General features: G+C 68.5%; 20 protein-coding genes. 3 read left to right on the top strand and 17 right to left on the bottom strand.

The genetic code is table 11. The features are described from left to right. Positions 1-111: 111 nt before the first annotated feature. The 13 genes from ADBZ6K_RS09650 to ADBZ6K_RS09590 all read right to left on the bottom strand — a co-directional run bounded on the left by ADBZ6K_RS09650 (position 112) and on the right by ADBZ6K_RS09590 (position 13,678). Entirely contained in the window at positions 112-1,449 is a 1,338-nt protein-coding gene (locus tag ADBZ6K_RS09650) for a threonine/serine exporter family protein (protein WP_526345923.1), read from the bottom strand. A 597-nt stretch (positions 1,450-2,046) separates the two neighbouring features. Beyond that, positions 2,047-3,033, bottom strand: coding sequence for a TIR domain-containing protein (locus tag ADBZ6K_RS09645; RefSeq protein ID WP_526345921.1), 987 nt, complete (start codon positions 3,031-3,033; stop codon positions 2,047-2,049). A gap of 233 nt (positions 3,034-3,266) precedes the next feature. After that, entirely contained in the window at positions 3,267-4,895 is a 1,629-nt protein-coding gene (groL, locus tag ADBZ6K_RS09640; RefSeq protein WP_526345919.1) for a chaperonin GroEL, read from the bottom strand. A gap of 82 nt (positions 4,896-4,977) precedes the next feature. Next, positions 4,978-5,280 carry a co-chaperone GroES gene (gene groES / locus ADBZ6K_RS09635; protein WP_045384501.1) on the bottom strand — a complete coding sequence of 101 codons (303 nt, stop codon included), beginning with the start codon at positions 5,278-5,280 and terminating at the stop codon, positions 4,978-4,980. A gap of 380 nt (positions 5,281-5,660) precedes the next feature. Further along, the gene (gene tsaD, locus ADBZ6K_RS09630) at positions 5,661-6,686 is read right to left on the bottom strand and encodes a tRNA (adenosine(37)-N6)-threonylcarbamoyltransferase complex transferase subunit TsaD (protein WP_526345916.1); all 1,026 of its coding nucleotides are present in this window, start codon (positions 6,684-6,686) and stop codon (positions 5,661-5,663) included. Then, positions 6,683-7,180: a ribosomal protein S18-alanine N-acetyltransferase gene (gene rimI, locus ADBZ6K_RS09625; protein ID WP_526345914.1), complete on the bottom strand. Its 498-nt coding sequence runs from the start codon at positions 7,178-7,180 to the stop codon at positions 6,683-6,685. The genes tsaD and rimI overlap by 4 nt, the downstream gene beginning before the upstream one ends. Continuing rightward, positions 7,177-7,848: a tRNA (adenosine(37)-N6)-threonylcarbamoyltransferase complex dimerization subunit type 1 TsaB gene (gene tsaB / locus ADBZ6K_RS09620; RefSeq protein WP_526346321.1), complete on the bottom strand. Its 672-nt coding sequence runs from the start codon at positions 7,846-7,848 to the stop codon at positions 7,177-7,179. The genes rimI and tsaB overlap by 4 nt, the downstream gene beginning before the upstream one ends. Next, a complete protein-coding gene (gene tsaE, locus ADBZ6K_RS09615) occupies positions 7,836-8,315 on the bottom strand; it encodes a tRNA (adenosine(37)-N6)-threonylcarbamoyltransferase complex ATPase subunit type 1 TsaE (protein WP_526345912.1) in 480 nt (159 codons plus the stop codon). The genes tsaB and tsaE overlap by 13 nt, the downstream gene beginning before the upstream one ends. Further along, on the bottom strand, positions 8,308-9,435 hold the full coding sequence (locus ADBZ6K_RS09610; RefSeq protein ID WP_526345910.1) for an alpha/beta fold hydrolase: 1,128 nt from the start codon (positions 9,433-9,435) through the stop codon (positions 8,308-8,310). Before ADBZ6K_RS09610 ends, tsaE begins: the two co-directional genes overlap by 8 nt. Then, positions 9,428-10,603: an alanine racemase gene (gene alr / locus ADBZ6K_RS09605; protein WP_526346319.1), complete on the bottom strand. Its 1,176-nt coding sequence runs from the start codon at positions 10,601-10,603 to the stop codon at positions 9,428-9,430. Before alr ends, ADBZ6K_RS09610 begins: the two co-directional genes overlap by 8 nt. Before the next feature lie 55 nt (positions 10,604-10,658). Beyond that, on the bottom strand, positions 10,659-12,077 hold the full coding sequence (gene gad / locus ADBZ6K_RS09600) for a glutamate decarboxylase (protein ID WP_526345908.1): 1,419 nt from the start codon (positions 12,075-12,077) through the stop codon (positions 10,659-10,661). Positions 12,078-12,079: 2 nt separating this feature from the next. Further along, the gene (locus ADBZ6K_RS09595; protein WP_526345906.1) at positions 12,080-13,501 is read right to left on the bottom strand and encodes an NAD(P)H-hydrate dehydratase; all 1,422 of its coding nucleotides are present in this window, start codon (positions 13,499-13,501) and stop codon (positions 12,080-12,082) included. A gap of 45 nt (positions 13,502-13,546) precedes the next feature. Next, complete coding sequence (locus ADBZ6K_RS09590) at positions 13,547-13,678, bottom strand: hypothetical protein (protein WP_526345904.1); 132 nt, start codon at positions 13,676-13,678, stop codon at positions 13,547-13,549. A 263-nt stretch (positions 13,679-13,941) separates the two neighbouring features. Here ADBZ6K_RS09590 and ADBZ6K_RS09585 point away from each other — a divergent pair, with 263 nt between their 5' ends. Next, positions 13,942-14,388 (top strand): FAD-dependent oxidoreductase, encoded by a 447-nt coding sequence (locus tag ADBZ6K_RS09585; RefSeq protein ID WP_526345902.1) that lies wholly within the window; start codon positions 13,942-13,944, stop codon positions 14,386-14,388. A 33-nt stretch (positions 14,389-14,421) separates the two neighbouring features. On the opposite strand, the gene glmS is transcribed toward ADBZ6K_RS09585, so the two are convergent. Beyond that, on the bottom strand, positions 14,422-16,290 hold the full coding sequence (gene glmS / locus ADBZ6K_RS09580; RefSeq protein WP_526345900.1) for a glutamine--fructose-6-phosphate transaminase (isomerizing): 1,869 nt from the start codon (positions 16,288-16,290) through the stop codon (positions 14,422-14,424). 279 nt (positions 16,291-16,569) lie between these two features. Between glmS and ADBZ6K_RS09575 the strand changes: the two genes are divergently transcribed. After that, positions 16,570-17,409, top strand: coding sequence for a hypothetical protein (locus ADBZ6K_RS09575; protein ID WP_526345898.1), 840 nt, complete (start codon positions 16,570-16,572; stop codon positions 17,407-17,409). Between the two features lie 36 nt (positions 17,410-17,445). After that, positions 17,446-18,486, top strand: a complete 1,041-nt coding sequence (locus ADBZ6K_RS09570; RefSeq protein ID WP_526345896.1) for an LLM class F420-dependent oxidoreductase — start codon at positions 17,446-17,448, stop codon at positions 18,484-18,486. 28 nt (positions 18,487-18,514) lie between these two features. Here ADBZ6K_RS09570 and ADBZ6K_RS09565 read toward each other — a convergent pair whose 3' ends face one another. The 3 genes from ADBZ6K_RS09565 to glmM all read right to left on the bottom strand — a co-directional run bounded on the left by ADBZ6K_RS09565 (position 18,515) and on the right by glmM (position 21,840). Next, positions 18,515-20,068, bottom strand: coding sequence for a hypothetical protein (locus tag ADBZ6K_RS09565; RefSeq protein WP_526345894.1), 1,554 nt, complete (start codon positions 20,066-20,068; stop codon positions 18,515-18,517). Positions 20,069-20,071: 3 nt separating this feature from the next. Then, positions 20,072-20,377, bottom strand: a complete 306-nt coding sequence (locus ADBZ6K_RS09560) for a type VII secretion target (protein ID WP_526345892.1) — start codon at positions 20,375-20,377, stop codon at positions 20,072-20,074. A gap of 116 nt (positions 20,378-20,493) precedes the next feature. Continuing rightward, a complete protein-coding gene (glmM, locus tag ADBZ6K_RS09555) occupies positions 20,494-21,840 on the bottom strand; it encodes a phosphoglucosamine mutase (RefSeq protein ID WP_526345890.1) in 1,347 nt (448 codons plus the stop codon). Positions 21,841-21,910: the final 70 nt, after the last annotated feature.

Raw genomic sequence — 21,910 nt, 5'->3', positions numbered from 1 at the left:
CTCTCCCGGTTTGCGATATCAGGAGAACGCAGGACGGTGTTCGCCGTATTGCACGACCAGCCGAACACCGCCCCGGGGTGCGCGATACGGGGAGTTCAGGGCCCCAGTGGGCTAGTCCGCAATCCCGGCCGCCGACTGCCCCACACGCGTGCTGCGGCTATGGCGGCGGGTCTGCAGTCCGCGTCGTCGGACCATCCACGAACTCCATTCGCCCAACGTGACCCCGGCAGCCAGGGCCGTCCCGACCGCGAATGCGCCCAGCACTGCGGCGAACCCGACAGCATGCTGATCGTTGAGGACAGCGTAGATGCCGTGCAGCAGTGCCAGACCTGGCAGAAGGGGCACGATGCCCGCGATCGACACGGCCAGCGGCGGCGCGAGATTGTGACGCTCCACCAGTCGGCCCACGAGGCCGATCGGCACGGCTGCGACGAACGACGCCACCACCGCCCCCAAGCCCGCGCCCTGCGCCACAAGGAACGCGACGGTGCCCGCGGCACCGCCGAACGCCGCAGCCACCGCCGCGGACCGTTCGGCATAGCAGGCCAGGGCGAAGGCCGCCGCGCTCGCCGCGCCGAACGCGACACGCGCAGGCAGTTCGGCCAGGGCAGGCGGTGCGTACCCGCTGATGGCGACGAACGGTGCACCGAAACGGTTGCCGAGGTGCAGGACCAGCGCCACCCCCGCGATCGTCGCACCCGTCATCATGACCAACTCGAAGAAGCGGCCCGCAGCGGTGACGGGGGCACCGCTGATGACATCGCCGACCGAGCCCACCAGCGAAAGACCCGCGAGCAGAACGACGAGGCCGGCCGCGATCGCCACGGTCGGTTCGAAGTGCCACCCCAGCTTGGGGCTGAGCCAATAGAGCAGGATCGGCGGCGCGGTGGCGATCGCGCCGCCAACCGCGTACTGGAAGAAGAACGGCAGCCCGTACTTGTTGAGACGCCTGTTGACGCGGTCGATCGTCATGGCGCTCAGGGCGCCGACCAAACACACCAGCCAGTCCGCACCGAGAGTTCCCGCCGTCGCAAATGCGAGCATGCCCCACGCCAGGGTCGCGACCCAGCGCTTGTAGGGGTGCGGTGCGGTGATGATGGCGTCAAGTTCGTCGCGAGCGTCCGACGTGGACACCTTTCCATCGCGGATGCGGGCGATCAGGCGGTCGACGGCCGCCAGTCGGCTGAAGTCCAAGGACCGGGATTGCACGTTGTGAAAGGTGCTGGCCGGCGGCGACGACGGTCCGCGGGAGGCGGCGATGTGGATCGCCGTGTTGATGACGTCGACTTCGCATCGCTCGATGCCGTAGGCGGCGGTGATCGCGCTGACCTGGTCCATCGTGGCGGTCGCGGGCATCCCGGTGGCCATCAGGATGGCGCCGATGGTCCCGGCTAGATCGAGTACCTCGCTTACGTGCGCGTCGGAGGCGTTATCGACTTCCGCGCGCACGGACGTCGCGATCCGCGGCAGGCCGTCCGTGGGTGGCTCCGTCTCCCGAACGATCCGGGTCAGGATCCCGCGCTGACGCGCCCGCCGCGGTTGGCCCGTGCAATCACGGGTCGACTCCACTACTACTGCCCTCCCCTGCCAGAGAACGATCTCAGGCACTAACGATGGCCGGGCACCGACGCTCCTCGCGCCCATGACCAGCCGCTTTGATTTCTTCTGTTTGCTTGTGCTCAACGCCGGAGTCGATGCTCAGGCCTTTGCGACCCAGACAGTCATGAGCAAAACCAAGTTTACTCATGGCAACACGGTGGATCATATGGCGGATTCTGTGAGAGTGACCACAGTCCGCCGGGGCTGAGGATCGCCGCCGCGCGCCTGAAAGGGCAGGAGCGCATCACGGGGGTCTCCGAGGCGCAAATCATGCACAAGGCAACGAATCGGGCGAACAGGCCCCAGGCCCCAACGACGGCCCGCGGGATAGCGCGACTGGCACAAAATTGGCGTGTCGCTGTGTAGTCCGCGCCCTGCGCCTAAGCGAAAGCGCTCACAAATCCCGAGCCTCACGTCGGCGTCACCTGAAGGGAAACGGAGGGCTCATCAGAGTAATCGTCGAGTAGGTCGCGGTGTAGCCGCGATCGCAGCCCCGACAAGGATCCCGTACACCGCTATCGATAACGCATCGACGACTATGGAGCCCAGGTCCACGGCGACGGCAAGACCGCCGAGAGCGCCTACGAATGTGCCCATGACGATGTGCTGTGGTGAATAGGTCGGCACCATGGCGGCGAAGGCCGACATGGCGAAACCGGCTGGGTAGGTCACGAAGATGTATCCGTCGCTGTTCGGCGCGATGCCAAGTACCGCGTTCTGGAACGCTCCGACCACCGCAGCCACAGCAACCGTGTGCCCCAGCGGCCATACGCTTCGTCTGGCTGCCGACACCACCACGGCCAACAGTGCCGCGGATAATGCGCCATTAAGCGTCGCAATGACGATGGACCATTGCACTTCGGAGTCGATATTCGGCTGGTAGCACTGAACCGTGATCGAGACTAGTCCCCCGATCAACGATAGGACGCCTGAACTTGCGGCAATCAATAATGGTGAGCGAGCCCAAGCCGCAGGTGGATTGATATGTTCGTCAATTCGCGCTACCAGTTTTTCGACCTCTGATCGCCATCCTTCCAGTGAAAGGTTCACATCTTGACGAGAACTGAGCATTTCAAGATCGTCAGGTAGATCGGCAGTCGTCGGCATCACCGCACCATTGACCAGCACCGGCACGACGAGTACTCCTCGTTTCAGGGCCTCCGTAACCTCGATGCGCACCCAGTCGTAGGGATCGTCGATACGACGTAGCCCGTCTGCCCGGCGGCCGAACCAGTTCGGCCCAATGACGGCGATCATCGCATTGCATTGGGCAACCCGGTGCCTGATGATGCCCGGAAAGTCGGCACCGAGCGGAGTGCTATCGATATCCCGATAGATGTTTGCAGCGCCGAATTGCTCGACAAGACGATCATAGAGTCGCCCCGTCTCCGCGCCTGAGTCATCACGGCGGTAGCTAAGGAATAGCGAGGACATTCAAGCAGGCTTCTTTTTGGCCAAGGCGTGGACGCCCATTCAGCAAGCGATAACCGTCGTAACGAATGCGTACCGCGCACCGCGCATTGCGTGCACCATAAACCTCCCCTCGCTCCGGACGTCAAGGCTATGTACGGGACGCGTTGGGTGTCCAGCCTCCTCTGGTGGATGGTCTCGGCCCAAATGAGAGCGCCCCCGGGCCAACAGGGCCGGGGGCGCTCCATAGCAACTACTCAGTGGTGGTGGTGCCCGTGGCCGTGCCCATGGCCATGGTCATCGGCGGCCGCAGCGGGCCGGTCGACGACCGCGGTCTCGGTGGTGAGAACCATCCGGGCGACCGACGCCGCGTTCAGCACCGCTGAACGGGTGACCTTCACCGGGTCCACGACGCCGTCGGCGACCAGGTCACCGAACGACAGCGTGGCGGCGTTGAGGCCCTGCCCGGCCGGCAGCTCGGCGACCTTGTTGACCACCACGGAGCCGTCCAGGCCCGCGTTGGTGGCGATCCAGTACAGCGGGGCGGTCAGCGCGGAGGCGAACACATCGACCCCGAGCGCCTCATCGCCGGAAAGCGACTCTCGCAGCGACGTGAGCACCGACCCGGCCTGCACCAGGGCGACGCCACCGCCGGGGACGATGCCCTCCTCGACGGCGGCCTTGGCCGCTGCGACGGCGTCCTCGACGCTTTCCTTGCGTTCCTTGAGCGCCGTCTCGGTGGCGGCACCGACCTTGATCACGGCCACACCGCCGGCCAGCTTGGCCAGCCGCTCCTCGAGCTTCTCGCGGTCCCAATCCGAATCGGTGGCCTCGATCTCGGCGCGGAGCTGCGCCTTGCGGCCGTCGATGGCGTCCTGCGTGCCACCGCCGTCGACGATGATCGTGGAGTCCTTGGACACCACGACCCGCCGCGCCGAACCGAGCACGTCCAGACCGACCTCGCGCAGCACCAGCCCGACGTCCGGGTTGACCACCTGGCCGCCCGTGACGACGGCGAGATCGTCCAGGAACGCCTTACGCCGGTCCCCGAAGAACGGCGCCTTGACCGCCACGGCCTTCAGCGTCTTGCGAATGGCGTTGACGACCAGCGTCGACAGCGCCTCACCCTCGACGTCCTCGGCGACGATCAGCAGCGGCTTACCCGCCTCGGCGACCTTCTCCAGCAGCGGAAGCAGGTCGGGCAGCGAGCTGATCTTCTCGCGGTGCAGCAGCACCAGCGCGTCGTCGAACGCCGCCTCCTGCGCGTCGAAGTCGGTGATGAAGTACGCCGAGATGAAGCCCTTGTCGAAGCCGACACCCTCGGTGACCTCCAGCTCGGTGTTGACGGTCGACGATTCCTCGACCGTGACGACACCGTCGTGACCCACCTTGGTCATCGCCTCGCCGACCAGCTCACCGATCTGCTCGTCGCGCGACGACACGGTCGCCACCTGAGCGATGGCCGTTTTGTCGCTGACGGGGGTGGCAGCGGCCAGCAATGCCTCGGACACGGCGTCGGCGGCCTTGCTGATTCCCACTCCGAGAGCGATCGGGTTGGCCCCCGCCGCCACGTTGCGCAGACCGCGCTTGACCAGCGCCTGCGCCAGCACGGTCGCGGTGGTGGTGCCGTCTCCGGCGACGTCGTTGGTCTTGGTGGCCACCGACTTCACCAGCTGCGCACCCAGGTTCTCGAACGGATCGTCCAGGTCGATCTCACGGGCGATGGTGACACCGTCGTTGGTGACCTGCGGTCCGCCGAAGGCCTTGGCGAGCACCACGTGCCGACCGCGCGGACCCAGCGTCACCTTCACTGCGTCTGCGAGTTTGTCGACACCGACTTCCATTGCGCGGCGTGCAGTTTCGTTGAACTCAATCTGCTTGCTCATGTATGTCTTTCCTGACTCCTGACGCGTGCCGCCCCGGACATCGCCCGTGGGAACGGGGATCTCCGGGGCGGAACACGACTGATTACTTGGAGACGACTGCCAGCACGTCGCGCGCGGACAGGATCAGGTACTCCTCGCCGTTGTACTTGATCTCGGTGCCGCCGTACTTGCTGTAGATGACGGTGTCGCCCTCCGACACGTCCAGGGGAATCCGCTTCTCGCCGTCCTCATCCCAGCGGCCGGGGCCTACTGCGACGACGGTGCCTTCCTGCGGCTTCTCCTTGGCGGTGTCGGGGATGACCAGACCGGATGCGGTCGTGGTCTCGGCCTCATTGGCCTGTACGAGGATCTTGTCCTCGAGTGGCTTGATGTTCACGCTCGCCACGATTGGAGCCCCTTCACTCTGTTCAGGTGGTCCGGGTGTATCCCGGGCCGGTTTGGGATTGCCAGGTGTTCGGCATTGGTCCCCCTCGCGCCGTCGTCGCGGGTGCCGACACAGGGGCGGGCCGTCTGCCACCTAGCACTCTATACACGCGAGTGCTAGCACTCAAGGCTGCCCCTGGCTTGGTCGGTCAGCGCTAGGTCTGACGACTGCGGTGTTGGTGGACGCGACGTTGGTTCACACACCGCCGTGCCTGCACCCATGCGCGTACTCGCCGCGCGAACTTGTCGTCGTCAAGACAATCTGACCGGGCGCGACGAATCGCCCGTTGCCTGACGGCACCGTCCGCCGCCGTTCTGAGCCCGGGCGTTCAGCCCGAGGGATCAGCCCACCTGCCCCTTGACCACCGGCAGGCCGGGGTCACTGGGCACGTCCAGCGGCGACGGCGCCGCGCCGGCGGCGATCAGGTGCGCCGCGAAGGAGGCGATCATGGCGCCGTTGTCGGTGCACAACCGCGGCCGCGGGATCCGCAGCGTCAGCCCCGCCGTCGCGCACCGTTCCGCCGCCAGCTCACGCAGCCGCGAGTTCGCTGCCACCCCGCCGGCGATGAGCAGCGTCGAGACGCCCAGATCGGTGGCCGCGCGCACCGCCTTGAGCGTCAGCACATCGGCGACCGCCTCCTGGAACCCCGCGGCGACGTCGGCCTGGGCGGCATCGGGATTCCGCTCGACATGGCGCGCGACTGCGGTCTTGAGACCGGAGAAGCTGAACGAGTACGGATCGTCACGCGGCCCCGTCATACCTCGCGGGAAGACGACGGCGTCGCGGTGGCCGACGCGGGCCAGCTCGTCGAGCACCCGCCCGCCCGGATACCCGAGCCCGAGCAGGCGGGCCACCTTGTCGTAGGCCTCACCGGCGGCGTCGTCCACGGTGCTGCCGAGTTCGACGATCGGCTCGCCCAGCGACCGCACATGCAGCAGGTTCGTGTGCCCACCCGACACCAGCAGTCCCACGCTCTCCGGCAGTGGACCATGCTCGAACACGTCGGCGGCCAGATGGCCGCCCAGGTGGTTCACCGCATAGAACGGCACCTCCCACGCCGCCGAATACGCCTTCGCCGCAGCCACGCCCACCAACAGCGCACCGGCCAGTCCCGGCCCGATGGTGGCGGCGACGACATCGGGCCTGCGCACCCCGGCGACGTCAAGGGCGCGGCGCATGGTGGGACCGAGCGCCTCCAGATGCGCACGCGAGGCAACCTCGGGCACCACACCGCCGAACCGGGTGTGCTCGTCGACGCTCGACGCGACCTCGTCGGCCAGCAACGTCACGGATCCGTCGGCCCCCAGTTGGGCGATGCCAACGCCGGTCTCATCGCAGGAGCTCTCGATCGCCAGGATGATCGTCACGGCCGCGATCCTTCCGCAGTAGAGCGCGGATCGCGGCGCATGGTGTACGCATCGGCGCCGCTGGCCCGGTAGTAACGCTTACGCAACCCGATCCTGACGAAACCCACGCTCTCGTAGAGTCCGATTGCGGGCTCGTTGTCGGTTCGGACTTCCAGGAACACCACACCGCCCGCCGCGTATTCGAGCAGTTCGGTGAGCATCGTCCGCCCGATACCCTTGCCCTGATGGGTCGGATCGACACCGATCGTGTGGATCTCGTACTCGTAGGGCGGTTTTCGACCCAGCCTGGCGATGCCGGCATAGCCGATCACGACATCGTTGTCACGGGCCGCGACGTAATGGTTGTGCTGCGCCTTCAACTCGGCCAGGAACGCCCGCGCTGGCCACGGATCGTCGCCGCCGAAGAGTTGCGCCTCCAACTCCGCGCACCGCGCGGCATCGCCGGCCCGCAAACCGTCGTAGACGAACCCGGTCGCCTTGCCCTCGGCGCTCACCTCGACACTGTGGTCTGCTCGGCCAGCGGTTTCGCGTCGGGACGGCGCAGGTACAACGGCACCAGCGGCACAGGGTCGACCGACCAGTCCGCGACCGCGCGCACCAGCCCGCCCGGCGTCGGGTACACCGCCAGGACACGCGGCGTCATTTCCGCAGGGTCAACCAGTGCGGCGTGCTCGGGTGATCCCGCGATCACATCGAGCCCGTCGGCGGTCACATCGGTGGGAGCGCTCACCGCAGGTCCGTGCGTCCGGATACCGTCGCGGTAACGCGCCCAGTACACCTCGCGACGCCTGGCGTCGGTGACGACGAGCGCCGCACCTGTCGTGAATACGCCGATGGCATCGAGGCTGCACACCCCGTGCACGGGTACGCCGAGCGCGTGACCGTAGGCCGCCGCCGTCGCCATGCCCACCCGAAGGCCGGTGAAAGGCCCTGGGCCACAACCGACCACGACGGCGTCGATGTCGCCGGGCGATACGCCCGCCACGCTCAGGGCTGCCACGATGTTGGGGGTCAGCCGCTCCGCGTGCGCACGGGCGTCGATGGTGACCTGCTCGGCGAGTCGCTCGACCACGCCGTCCTCGCCGCGCTGCACCACCCCGGCGGTGACTGCGGGCGTCGCGGTGTCGATCGTCAACACAATGCGGCCACTCACGGCACGCACCACTGCCAGATGGCGGTTCTGACCTCGGTGTCGGATCCCCGTTCGAGCCGGATGTCCAAGTGCCGATCCGAAAGCCGTTCGGCCAGGCCCTCACCCCACTCCACGACCACAACCGCGGCGTCGAGGTCGGTGTCGAGGTCGAGCGAGTCGAGTTCCCCGAGTAGGTCGTACCCGGAATGGTCAAGCAAGCGGTACATGTCGACGTGCACCATCGCAGGTGCGCTGGCACGCCGCGCCCGATGCACCCGGGCCAGGACGAACGTCGGCGAGGTCACCGGTCCCTCGACATCCATGCCCTCGGCGATCCCCTTGGCCAGCACCGTCTTTCCGGCTCCCAGCGGCCCGGACAGCACCACCACGTCGCCGGCGCGTAGCCCCCTGCCGAGCCGGGCACCCAGTGCCAAGGTGTCACCCGGGGTCGGCAGCTCCGCCGTGCCGTCGCGGCGCGGCGCGGACGGTTCAGCCATTGGGGCGGCTCCGTTCGCGCAGCCGCCGCTTCATCGCCGTGAGCTTGGACGGGGTGGCCCGCTCGACCAGCCGCACCAGCGCATCGTCGACGACCGACGGCTGCTCAAGCTGCACCAGATGGCCTGCGCCACCGATGATCTCGAGTTCCGAATCGGGCAGCTCCGCCGACATGGCCTGCGAGCGATCCATGGGGGTGATCAGGTCTCGGTCCCCGCAGGCGATCAGCGTGGGAACCCTGGTCAGGGTGGACAGCGCAGCGCTCTCGTCGTGCACCTCGAGGGCGTGCAGGAACTCGACCAGCGTGGCGATCGGGGTGTCGTGCATCATCTTCTCCGAGAACGCAACGACGCTGGGACTCACCTTCGTGTTGCCGTAGGACGCAGCCCGAAGGATCGGGCCAAGCACCGACCGTGCCGCGCCCCTGGTCCTGTGCAACATCCCCGGCGCGTACCGCCCGGCGAGTAGCGCGGCTTCCAGGGCCGGATTCTTGAGGATCTCCCCCAACGGAGATCCCGAAACTCCTTCAGCGGCAGAAGAGATGATCGCCGCACCGGCGATCTTGGCCGGATACCGATTGGGGAACTGACGCGCATGCGACAGGACCGTCATACCACCCATCGAGTGGCCGACGAGCACCACCGGGCCACGCGGCGCCATGACCGCCAGCACGGTCTCCAGATCCTGCCCCAACTGTTCCACCGTGTAGGTGTCCGAAGGAGCATTGCCGGAGCGCCCGTGGCCGCGCTGGTCGTAGAACACCATGCGGACCTGTGGGCCCCACTGCTCTGCCAACGCGGCCCGCTGAAAGTGGAAGGCGCCCATGCGCAGACAGAAGCCATGCGCGAAAACGACCGTCAGCGGCGCATCGTCGGGTCCCACCTCGCGAACGGCGAGGGGCACCCCGTCCGGCGTGGTGACCACGTAGCTGCGGTCGGCGTCGAGCAGTTCGAAATCCTCAGCGGCATAAGGGTCGTCTTCGACCTTGACCAACCGGGAGCCTACCGACCGCGCCACCGAGATCCCCGCTACCGTACCGAGCGTGGTCAACCCGGCGGCGCCTGCCAGCCAGCGGCCGCTCTGCCTGTGGGCGTGCCGCTGTCCGGTTTTGTTGTCACCCAAGACGGTTGGCCTGTCCTGGAGCTTCGCGGTAGGTCCGGACCACCCGGCCGCGCGGGCTGGTCACGATCTCATAGTGGATGGTGTCCAGCAGATCCGCCCAGTCCTGCGCCATGGGTTCGCCATCGGTTCCCGGTCCGAACAGGATCGCGTCGTCACCCTCGCCGACGCCGACCTCGCCGGGCCCGAGGTCGACCACGAACTGATCCATGCAGATCCGGCCGACGTTCGGGTAGCGCCTGCCGTTGATGAGCACCTCGATTCGACCGCTGAGGCCCCGGAAAACCCCGTCCGCGTAGCCGATCGGCAGCAGCGCCAGCGTAGTGTCGCGGTCGGCGATCCAGGTGTGGCCGTAGGACACCCCGTCACCGGCCCGCACCGAACGAACCATTGCCACATGACATTTCAAAGTCATTGCGGGACGAAGACCCATATCGCCGCACTCCGGGATGGGGCTCAGACCGTAGACGGCGATACCAGGCCGAACCATGTCGTAGGACAGATCGGGGCGGGCCATCACGGCCGGAGAGTTGCTCAGGTGCGCCACCTCGAAGCGCACACCCTGATCGCGGGCCTGACGGCGCATCGCGGTGAACCGCTGGGCCTGCAGGTCGTTGACCGGGTGCTGCGGATCGTCGCCGTTGACCAGATGCGACATCAGGCCGCGCACCCGTATGGCGTCGGCGGCGACGGCGCGCCGCAGCGCGGTCAGCACGGACGGGTAATCGGCGGCGGCGACACCGTTGCGGTTGAGGCCGGTGTCGACCTTGACGGTGACGGTGGCCGTGCGGCCCGTCAGGTTCACGGCATCGAGCACCCCGTCGAGCTGGCGCACCGACGACACCGCGACCTGCACATCGGCACGCAGCGCCGGCGCAAAATCCGTACCGGGCGGATGCAACCACGCCAGCACCGGCGCGGTGATGCCGTCGCGGCGCAACGCCAGCGCTTCGTCGATGGTCGCGACCCCGAGTTCGGCGGCGCCCGCCGCCAGTGCGGTGCGCGCGACGTGGGTGGCGCCGTGGCCGTAGCCGTCCGCCTTGACCACGGCCATCACCTGCGCGCTGCCCGCGTGTTCCGCCAGTACTCGCACGTTGTGCTCGACGGCGCCGAGGTCGATGACGGCCTCGGTGCCGGGATTCAGGGATGTCCTCAGTTCGGTCGTGTGCATGCTCATGTCACCATCGCCGATTGTCCCAGACCACGCGACCCGCGGTACCGAGACGTCAGTGTGCGAACGGTCTCAGCTGGTCGAACTGGCCGCGGGGCTTGAGCGTGTCGAGGTGACCGAGTGCGGTAATCACGTCGTCACGCAGCGCGCGGGCGAGGTCGGCCGAGAAGCCCTCGCGCACCACCACCCGCAGCACCGCCACGTCGGTGGCGTCGTCGGGCATGGTGTAGGCAGGCACCTGCCAGCCGAATGCGCGCAGCGATTCGGACACGTCGAATTCGGTGTAGCCGCGCTTATCCTTGAGCCGGAAACTGACCACCGGAATTGCCGAACCGTCCGAGATCAGCTCGAAGTGCTCACTGCCACGCAGCTGGTCGCCCAGCCAGCGGGCGGTCTGGGACAGGCACTGCATCACCTGCCCGTAGCCCTCGCGGCCCAGCCGCAGGAAGTTGTAGTACTGGCCGACGACCTGGTTGCCCGGCCGGGAGAAGTTCAGCGTGAAGGTCGGCATGTCCCCGCCGAGGTAGTTCACCCGGAACACCAGGTCCTCCGGTAGATGTTCGGCGCTGCGCCACACGACGAACCCGATGCCCGGATACGTGAGCCCGTATTTGTGCCCGCTGACGTTGATCGACACCACGCGCGGCAACCGGAAGTCCCATACCAGGTCGGGGTGCAGGAACGGTACGACGAAGCCGCCGCTGGCCGCGTCCACATGCACCGGGACGTCGGCGCCGCCGCCCGAGGCCAGCGTGTCGAGCGCCGCACAGATGTCGGCGACCGGCTCCAGCTCGCCGGTGAAGGTGGTGCCCAGGATGGCCACCACCCCGATGGTGTCCTCGTCGACGTTGTCGAGCACCTGCTGGGGCGTGATGACATAACGCCCCTCCTCCATCGGCAGGTAACGCGGTTCGACGTCGAAGTAGCGGCAGAACTTCTCCCACACGACCTGGACGTTGGACCCCATCACCATGTTCGGCGTGCGGCCCTTCCAGGCATCCGTCTGATCTGCTCCTCGCGTGCGCTGGCCGACCTTCTGGCGCCACCGCCACTTCATCGCCAGACCGGCCAGCATGACGGCCTCGCTTGACCCGATGGTGGACACCCCGGTGGCGCTGGCGGGGTCATCGTCGCGCAGGTCTTCGGCGTGGAACAGGTCGGCGACCATGCACACGCAGCGTTGCTCGATCGCCGCGGTGGCAGGGTACTCGTCCTTGTCGATCATGTTCTTGTCGAACGTCTCGGCCATCAGCTTCTCGGCCTCGGGATCCATCCAGGTGGTGACGAACGTCGCCAGGTTCAGCCGCGAGCTGCCGTCGAGCATCAGTTCGTCGTGGATGAACCGGTAGGCCGTGCCGGGGTCCATCGCGTCGTCGGGCAGACGAAGAGACGGCACCGGGGCCATCGCCAACCGCCCCGTGTAGGCCGGGGCGATGTGGGGGACGTGGGTCGGATTTCGCGGCATGCCGATCATTACTACACGCTGGCGATGGCGGCCCGCAGGTGGGCCAGGATGCGCGACGCGGAGGTCGGCGCGGGACGGGGACCAGGGTCGGCGGCGGACAAGTTGGCGGCCCGCGCGTGCACGAAGGCCGCTGCCGCGGCCGCTTCTGCGGGTGTCAGGCCGGCAGCCAACAGGGCGCCGATCACTCCCGAGAGCACATCACCCGACCCGGCAGTGGCCGCCCACGACCCGCCGGCCGGGTTGAGGAACACCCGCGCGCCCGGTTCGGCGATGACCGTGACATTGCCCTTGAGCAGCACGGTGGCGCCCAGCCGGTCGGCCAGGGCGCGGGTTGCCCCGACGCGATCGTCTCCGGGCGGTTGCCCTGCCAGCCGTGCGAACTCGCCCGCATGCGGTGTGAGCACCGTGGGTGCCGCACGGCCCGCGACGAGGTCGGGGTGCGCGGCGAGCAGGGTGAGCGCATCGGCGTCGACGATCACCGGCAGCTCGGTGTCCAGGACGTGGCGCAGCGTGTCCGCAGCCGCCGCATCGGTGCCCATGCCGGGCCCGACCACCCAGGCCTGAACCCGGCCCGCGGACGCGGCATCGCCAGTGGCGATCACCTCGGGCCAATGCGAAAGCACCTGCTGTGCAGCGCTTCCCGCGTACCGAACCATGCCCGACGTGGCAGCGACGGCGGCGCCCGTGCACAGCACGGCCGCACCCGGGTACGTCGCCGAGCCTGCCATCACGCCGGTGACGCCCTGGGTGTACTTATCGTCGGTGGGTCCGGGCAGCGGCCAGCGGGCCGCGACGTCGGCGGCCTCGAGACCCAGCACCTCGGTTGGCGGTAGGTCCAGGCCGATGTCGACGAGTTCCACGCGACCGCAATCAGCCAGGGCGTGAACGGGTTTGAGGCCGCCGAAGGTGACCGTCAGCGCGGCGTTCACGTGTGGCCCGCTCACCGCGCCAGTGTGGACGTCGACCCCGCTGGGGAGGTCGACCGCCACGACCGGGATGCCCGCACCGTCCGCCGCGGCGAACACCTCGGCGGCCGCCGGCCGCAGCGGACCGGATGCGCCGATGCCCACCACGCCGTCGATCACCAGGTCGGTGCCCGCCGGAGTGCGTTGCACCACACGCCCACCCGCGGTGAGGAACGCCGAAAGCGCCTTGCGATGCGCACGTTCCGGATCGAGCAGCACCGCACTGGTGGACGCGCCGCGGCGGCGCAGGAACGTCGACGCCCACAGCGCGTCACCGCCGTTGTCGCCAGAACCGATGACAGCGCAGACGCTTCTGCCGGTCAGCCCGCCGGTGCGCGCCACCAGTTCCCGGATGACCGCCATCGCCAGCCCGTACGCCGCGCGCCGCATCAGGACGCCGTCGGGCAGGCTGGCCAGCAACGGAGCCTCGGCGTCGCGGATCGCATCCGCGGTGTAGTAACGGCGCATCCTAGTCAGGATCGCACGCCCGGGGGCGCCGCCAGGGTGGTGGGCTCAGGGATTCGGCGCGGCCTGCGTTGCCAGCCCGGAAACGATGACGGTGATGCCGAACTCGAAGCGCGCGTCGAAGTCGACCAGCGACGCGCCGAACGGTTCGACCTCGTGATCGGCTCCGACGGAATCCATTCAGAGGTGCGAAGAAGGGTCTTCGGTGACGGTGCCGCGCGGGTCCACCTCGACACCTATGTCGCGTTCTGGACCGCCGAGAATCATCTCGGGCTGGCCGACGAGTCCGTGATGTACAGCGAGCCGGGTCGCAGCATCGGCATGCGCACCATCCTGGGCGGCTCGAAAGTGATGGCGTTCTTCACATTCGTGGCGGTAAACCCGCCTATCACCACCGCGACACCGAGACGCAGAAGCGCATCACCGAACTGCGCGGCGCAGGAATGGGCTGGGAAGCCGCCCCGCTATTGGCCCAGGTCCGCACCGCCGACGACTTCTACTTCGATGCGTGCGCCCAGATCAAGCTGGACAGCTGGGCGCGCGGCCGTGTCGGTCTGATCGGCGACGCCGCCTACTGCGCCTCTCCGCTTTCCGGGCACGGCGCGACGATCGCGATGGTCGGCGCCTACGTCCTGGCGGGCGAGCTGGCGACCGCAGGTGGCGACCACACGGCGGCGTTCGCCCGGTACCGGGAGCGACTCGCGCCGCGGATCGCCCGCATACAGGACAGCGCGCCGGCCAACGGCCGGACGATGACACCGGAGACCAACCTCGGGATCTGGTTCCGCTCGACCCTCACCCGCCTCACCGAGCGGTTGCCCGCCAAGGCGCTGCTGGTGCGCGACCAGGTCGAGATGTCGAACGCGTTCGTATTGCCACGCTACGCGTGAGCCTGCCGACGATCCTCGTCACCGCCGGGTCGGTCACTCGACAGTGACGGACTTGGCCAGGTTTCGTGGTTTGTCGACGTCGTAGCCGCGGGCGCACGCCACCGACGCGGCGAACACCTGCAGCGGGATGGTCGACAGCAACGGCTGGAAAAGCGTTGTTGTCGAAGGCAACTCGAAGATATGGTCGGCGTAGGGGCGGACCGTGTCATCCCCTTCCTCGGCGATGACGACGGTGACCGCACCGCGCGCCTGGATCTCGCGGATGTTCGACAGCAACTTGGCGTGCAGCATCGCCGAACCCTTTGGCGAGGGCATCACGACGATGACGGGCAGGTCGTCCTCGATCAGCGCGATGGGCCCGTGTTTGAGCTCACCGGCCGCGAAACCCTCGGCGTGCATGTACGCCAGCTCCTTGAGCTTGAGCGCACCCTCCAGCGCGACGGGGTAGCCGACATGTCTGCCGAGGAACAGCACGGCCGGCGAATCGGCGAACCGGCGGCCCAGCTCGACGATGGGTTCGAGATTGTCCAGCACCTGCTGCACCAGCCTGGGCATGGCCTCCAGTTCCCGGTATTCGCGGGCGACCTCGTCCGGGTACTTGATGCCCCGGGCCTGCGCGAGCGCCAGACCGACGAGGTAGTTGGCGGCGATCTGCGCCAGGAACGTCTTGGTGGCCGCCACGCCGATCTCCGGGCCGGCACGTGTGTAGAGGACGGCGTCGGCCTCGCGGGGGATCTGGCTGCCGTTGGTGTTGCAGATGGCCAGCACCTTGGCCTTCTGGCTCTTGGCGTGGCGCACCGCCTCCAGCGTGTCGGCGGTCTCGCCGGACTGGGAGATCGCGACGACAAGGGTGCTGCGGTCCAGAACGGGGTCGCGGTAGCGGAATTCGCTGGCCAGCTCGACCTCTACGGGCAGCCGCGTCCAGTGCTCGATCGCGTACTTGGCGAGCAGGCCGGAGTGATACGCGGTGCCGCAGGCCACCACGAACACCTTGTCGACATCGCGCAGCTCCTGGTCGGAGAGTCGCTGCTCGTCGAGCACGATCCGGCCGTCGACGAAATGCCCGAGCAGGGTGTCGGCTACCGCGTCCGGCTGCTCGGCGATCTCCTTGAGCATGAAGTAGTCGTGGCCGCCCTTCTCGGCGGCCGACACGTCCCAGTCGATATGGAAGTGCCGGGCATTCGCGTCATCGGGGTTGCCGTTGAAGTCGGTGACCCGGAACCCGTCGGCGGTGATGATCACCGCCTGGTCCTGTCCCAGTTCGACGGCGTTGCGGGTGTGCTCGATGAACGCCGCCACATCGGAGCCGACGAACATCTCGCCGTCCCCGACGCCGAGAACCAGCGGAGTCGAGCGCCTGGCCGCGATGATCATCCCCGGCTCGTCCGCGTTGGCGAAGACCAGGGTGAAATGCCCTTCGAGCCTGCGCAGGACGGCCAACACCGACGCGGGGAAATCTCCCGCGGTGTCGCCGTGCCGGTACTCGTGGGCGACCAGGTGCACCGCAACCTCCGTGTCGGTGTCGCTGGCGAACTCGACGCCGGCTACCTCGAGTTCGTGGCGCAGCGACGCGAAGTTCTCGATGATGCCGTTATGGACGACGGCGATCTTGCCGGCGGCGTCACGGTGGGGGTGAGCGTTGCGATCGGTCGGCCTGCCGTGCGTGGCCCAGCGGGTGTGTCCCATCCCGGTGCTTCCCACGAGGTGGGCATCACCGGCCTCATCGAGAGCCGCCTCCAGGTTGGCCAGCCGGCCGGCGCGGCGGTGAACCGTCAGTCCGCCGTGTCCGTCCAGCAGTGCCATACCCGCGGAGTCATAGCCCCGGTATTCCATTCGACGCAGGGCATCAACGACGACATCGCGTGCGTTGCCCGACCCGACGTAGCCGACGATCCCACACATAGCTACTCAGAGTAGTGCAGCACCGTGCCGCCCACCGGGAACGTGTTGACACCGTTGTGTTTGCTACCACATACCAAACGTGTCGTCGCCCTCTGGCAACGTCGCTGCTGAATCCCTGTTCCATCCGCTTTCCGTAGATCGGATCGCACGAATGACGGCTAACACACAATGTTGCCCAAGGGTACAAAACTCCGTCGCCCGACGGTGTGGTTTTGTCGGTGCGCGGACCGTGGTCACGCGTAGAGCGGGCAGGCGGCTCCGATGGGTTACGGTCATCGGGTGGCGAGCACGAAGAGGCTGTTCAAGGCGTTGACCCGGCGCGGGCCCCATCGCGTTCTGCGCGGCGACCTCGCGTTCGCCGGGCTGCCTGGCATCGTCTACACCCCGGAATCGGGTCTGAATCTGCCTGGCGTCGCCTTCGGCCATGACTGGCTCGCCACGGCGGACCGCTACCGCGGCACGCTGGAGCATCTGGCGTCGTGGGGAATCGTGGCCGCCGCGCCGAACACCGAGACGAGCGTCGCGCCCTCGGTGATGAACCTGGCCTTCGACCTGGGCACGGCGCTGGACATCATTACCGGCGTGCGGCTGGGGCCCGGCAAGATCAGCGTGCATCCCACCAAGCTCGCAGTCGCGGGCCACGGGTTCGGGGGCGCGGCCGCGGTGTTCGCGGCGGCCGGTATGCCGGTGAAGCCGAAGGCCGCGGTTGCGCTGTTCCCCACCGTGACCAAGCCGCGCGCCGAGCAGCCCGCGGTGTCACTGAAGGTGCCGGGGCTGGTACTGACCGCGCCCGGCGATCCGGTCACGCTGCGGTCCAACGCAGTCGAGTTGGCCCGTGCGTGGCAGACCTCGACGCTGCGTACGGTCGACGTAAAGGCGGGTGGGCTGATCGAGGGACGCCGGCTGGCCCGGGTCGTCGGACTGCCCGGCGCGGATCGTGACAGCCAGAAGGTAGTGCGGGCATTGCTGACCGGATACCTGCTGCACATGCTGACCGGTGACAAGGAATACCGGGAGTTCGCAGATCCCGACGCACCGCTCCCCAAGACCCGGCCGGCCGACCCGAACGCGAACCCGGTGGACCTCGAGGACAAGGTCGTCGCACTGTTGAAGCCCTGATGCGGGCCAACAACCGGTCGTGTGTATAACTCAGCGATGCGCACCGGGATCTTTCTCAGCTACGCGGGCGGGTTCCGCGAGGCCGTCGAGGACATCGTCGAACTGGAACGGCTCGGCGTCGACATCGCCCTGGTGGCCGAGGCGTACACCTTCGACGCGGTGAGCCAGCTGGGCTACTTGGCGGCCAAGACCAGCACCATCGAGTTGGGGTCCGGCATCCTGCCGATCTACATCCGCACGCCGGCGTTGCTCGCGATGACGGCGGCCGGACTCGACTACGTCTCCGACGGCCGGTTCCGGCTGGGTATCGGGACGTCGGGGCCCCAGGTGATCGAGGGATTCCACGGCGTGCCCTTCGACGCACCGATCGGCCGCACCCGCGAGGTCGTCGAGATCTGCAGGCAGGTATGGCGCCGCGAGGACGTCCGCTATGACGGCAGGTACTACCAGATTCCGCTGCCCGCCGGTCGCGGAACCGGGCTCGGCAAAGCGTTGCACCTGATCAATCACCCTGTCCGAGAACACATTCCGATCACAATCGCGGCGCTCGGACCGAAGAACGTCGAGCTCGCGGCCGAGATCGCCGAGGGATGGCAGCCCATCTTCTTCTATCCCGAGATGGCCGACGCGGCGTGGGGAGGTGCGCTGCGTACCGGGCTGGCCAAGCGCGACCCGGCGCTGGGACCACTCGACACCGTGGTCAGCGCGAGCCTGGCGATCGGGGAGGATGTGGCTGACCGGCTCGCCTGGGTCAAACCGCAGCTGGCGCTCTACATCGGCGGGATGGGTGCCCGCGGCAAGAACTTCTACCACAACCTCGCCACCCGCTACGGCTTCGGCGCCGAGGCGGACCGCATCCAGGATATGTACCTGTCCGGCCGCAAGGGCGAGGCCATCGAGGCCGTCCCTGACGAGCTCGTGCGCAACGTGTCCCTGATCGGGCCGCGCGGTTACGTCAAGGAACGGATCGAGGCATACGCCGCCGCCGGGGCCACTACGCTGCTGGTTCACCCGCTGTCCGACGACCGCGGTGAACGCATCCGGATCGTCGAGGAGTTCCAGGAACTGCTTCCCTGACAGCGGCTCCGACGGCGTGAAGCAGCGGTCATCGACCGGCCTGCGGTAGTTCATCGGCGGCGATCTCACACGGCGTCTCCCCCTGCCCCGGCACCGCTGGCGGCTCGAGCGGTGCGATCGGCGGCGCCGCAGGCACCGGCGTCGCCGCGGGCTCGGGCGGCGGGTCCTCGGCCGACGGCCCGATGACGGATGCCTCCCCATCCGCGGTTGCCTCGCCGCCGCCCCCGTCGTCCTCATCGTCGATGTCCCCGGCGCCTTCACCGTCGATGTCCTCATCGTCCTCGTCGTCTTCACCGACGATGTCCTCATCGTCCTCGTCGTCCTCGTCGTCCTCGTCGGACACCTCGGACTCCCCGGCCTTGTCTGCTTTCTCACCGTCCGGGCCGGTATCACCGTCCTCGCCGGTCTCGCCGGCCTCGTCCCCGCCGTCCGCCTTGTCGCCGCCTTCTTCACGCGCGCCCTCGCCCCCGGTGGGGTCGCCGTCGAAGCCCGGGTCGGCACCCCCGAGCTCGGGTAAATCGAACCCGTCCCCGGCGGGCGGCATCAGGCCACCCAGCCCCTCGACAAGCCGTCGACCGAGATCGGCCAGTCCCGACACCCCGCCCACGCCGGGCAGGCCCGGTCCCGACAGCCCCGCCAGGCCCTCCTGCGGCGCTGCGGCGGGCGCCGTCAGAGCCGGATTTGCCGGTAGCGCCTGCTCCTGGGGAGCCGGCGCGGACGGCGCGGCCATCCACGCGGGCGGCTCGGCGGGCGCCGCACTCAACCGCGGTGACGGCGCGGCCGTCCATGCGGGCGGGGGCGCCGCGGAGAACACCTCGCCGCCACTGGTGGCACCCTCGGCCGTTCGCGCGGCCACAGCGGGCTCGCCCTCCGACGGGTTCCAGGGCGGCGCGAGGTCACCGGCCAAGGGAAACACGACCCCGGATTCCGCCCTCAGCTGGGCGGTCGCGGTGTCATAGGCGGTGCCCACCGCGGCCAGCGAACTGCGCATCGCCGTCAGGAAGTCCACCCGTATGTCGTTGTGCACGAACGGCGTCACCTGCTGGTCAATCAACTCGCTTGCCGCCGCGCGATCGCCTGCTCCCGTCGCGACCACCCGCGCCGCGGCCAACCACCCCGGCCGCTCGGCCTCCCGGCTCCCGTCGATGGCGATCACCGCGGCCACCTTCCGGTCCACGATCTGCGACAGGCTCTCGCACAAGGTGCCCAGCGCGTCGGCCGCGGCGCGGACCGCGGCGACACAATGTTGCGACGCGTCGCGGTGGCGGCGCAGGAATTCCAGCGCCACGTCGGCGCCGCCGCCGTGCCACGCCGCGCCAAGCGAGGAGACCTGGTCGTCCTGCAGGAGCAACGCGCGCTCCGTCGCCACCAGGGCCGCGGTCAGCGCCGCGCGGTCGCCGTCCAGTGCCGGCAGATCGAGGCCGTCCTCACTGCCGTACCAGTCGTTGAGCTGGGCGGGGTGTGCCGTCAGGTCCGGGTGCCGAAAACCGAGCAGGTGGGCGGCCCACACGTAGTCCTGGAGATTCTCGGCCGCGGGCCTGCCCTCTGCCAGACGGCCATCGACGTCGTGCGGCGCCGCCACGACTCAGCCCAGTCCCGCCGCCGCGCGGGACTCCGCGGTGCGGTAGCGATCGGCGGAGCCGCGCAACGCCGCGGCCACCTCGGCGGCCGCGCGGGACCACAACCGAAGCTGGTCGGCAACGTCCTCGACTGCCAGACGCAGCGCGTCACCCGACGCGACGTGAGCGCGCCCTGCCCTGGACCCGTCGAACGCCAAACCACTCAGGTGGTTGCGCGCCGCGGCTTCGACGACCGACACGACCTCGTCGTACTGGCGCGCCGCTGCGATCAGCGCCGCGACGTCGACGCGTGCGACATGAGCTTGTCCCATACCGGCTATGACGAAGCGGCCGCGCGGGCGGTTCCGTTTCTTCCCCCGGTCGCTTCGCTCCTGCCCCCTCGGGCCGTCTTCCCCCGGGTCGCTGCGCTCCTCCCGCGAGGCCGCGTTCAGCGCAGATTGCTGACGGACTCCGCGACCCGGACCGCCAGCTGTCGGGCGGTGTCCTCGTCGGCGGCCTCCACCATCACCCGGACCACCTGCTCGGTTCCCGAGGGACGGAGCAGGATGCGCCCGGTGCCGGCGAGCTCGGCTTCGGCCTGCTCCACCGCGGAACGCACCGACGATGCGGTAGCGACGGTCGCCTTGTCTGCGACCTCGACATTGATCAGCACCTGCGGCAACGTCCGCATCGGCGCCGCCAGCCCGGCGAGCGGCAAGCGCGTCTGCGCCATCCGCGACATCAACCGCAGACCGGTGAGGATTCCGTCGCCCGTCGTGCCCAGTGCAGGCATCACGATGTGGCCGGACTGTTCGCCGCCCAGCGAGAAATCACCCGCGCGCATTTCCTCGAGCACATAACGGTCGCCGACGCTCGTGGTGCGGACGTCGATACCCGCCGAACGCATTGCCAGATGCAGGCCCAGGTTGCTCATCACGGTCGCCACCAGCGTGTTCGACGCCAGCTCACCCGACTCCTGCATCGCAAGCGCCAGCACCACCATGATCGCGTCGCCGTCGATAAGGCGTCCGTTGGCGTCCACGGCCAGGCAACGGTCGGCGTCGCCGTCGTGGGCGAGCCCGAGGTCGGCGCCGTAGGACACGACCGCCGCCTGCAACCCCTCGACGTGGGTGGAGCCGCAGCCGTCGTTGATGTTCAGCCCGTTGGGTTCGGCGTTGAGCGCGATGACGTTGGCACCCGCCGCACGATAGGCGCGGGGCGCCGCCACCGACGCCGCGCCGTGCGCGCAGTCGACCACCACGGTCAGCGCATCCAGCCTTGTCGTGACGCCTTTGCCGATGTGCCTGAGATAGCGATCGAGCGCGTCGGCGGCGTCGACAACCCGCCCGATGCCCGCGCCGACGGGGCGGTCACCCGGACCGGCGTGCACCAGCTCCTCGAGGCGATCCTCGGTCGCGTCGTCGAGCTTGTGACCACCGGGCCCGAAGATCTTGATGCCGTTGTCGGGCATCGGGTTATGGGAGGCGGAGATCATCACGCCGAAGTCGGCGTCATAGGCACTCGTCAGATAGGCGACGGCGGGGGTGGGTAGCACCCCGACCCGCAACGCGTCGACACCCTCGCTGGTGAGTCCGGCGATCACCGCCGCCTCCAGCATCTCTCCGCTTGCCCTTGGGTCACGTCCCACCACCGCGACGCGGCGGCGTGCGTGCGCCGCGGCACCGGTGCCCGCGAGCCGGCGGGCCGCCGCCGACCCGAGCGCCAGCGCCAGTTCGGCGGTCAGCTCGGCATTGGCGACACCGCGCACTCCGTCGGTACCAAACAGTCGACCCATGCCGTCAACCTCTCACAGGGTGGCGTCTGACCCAAAACGATCCGCCGAGCGTGCGTGTTTGCGCGACGAC

It is taken from the genome of Mycobacterium sp. (assembly GCF_044223235.1).
Classification (GTDB): Bacteria; Actinomycetota; Actinomycetes; order Mycobacteriales; family Mycobacteriaceae; genus Mycobacterium.
Note: the sequence above shows the minus strand (reverse complement) of the source record. Positions and strands in the feature narration are given on the sequence as shown.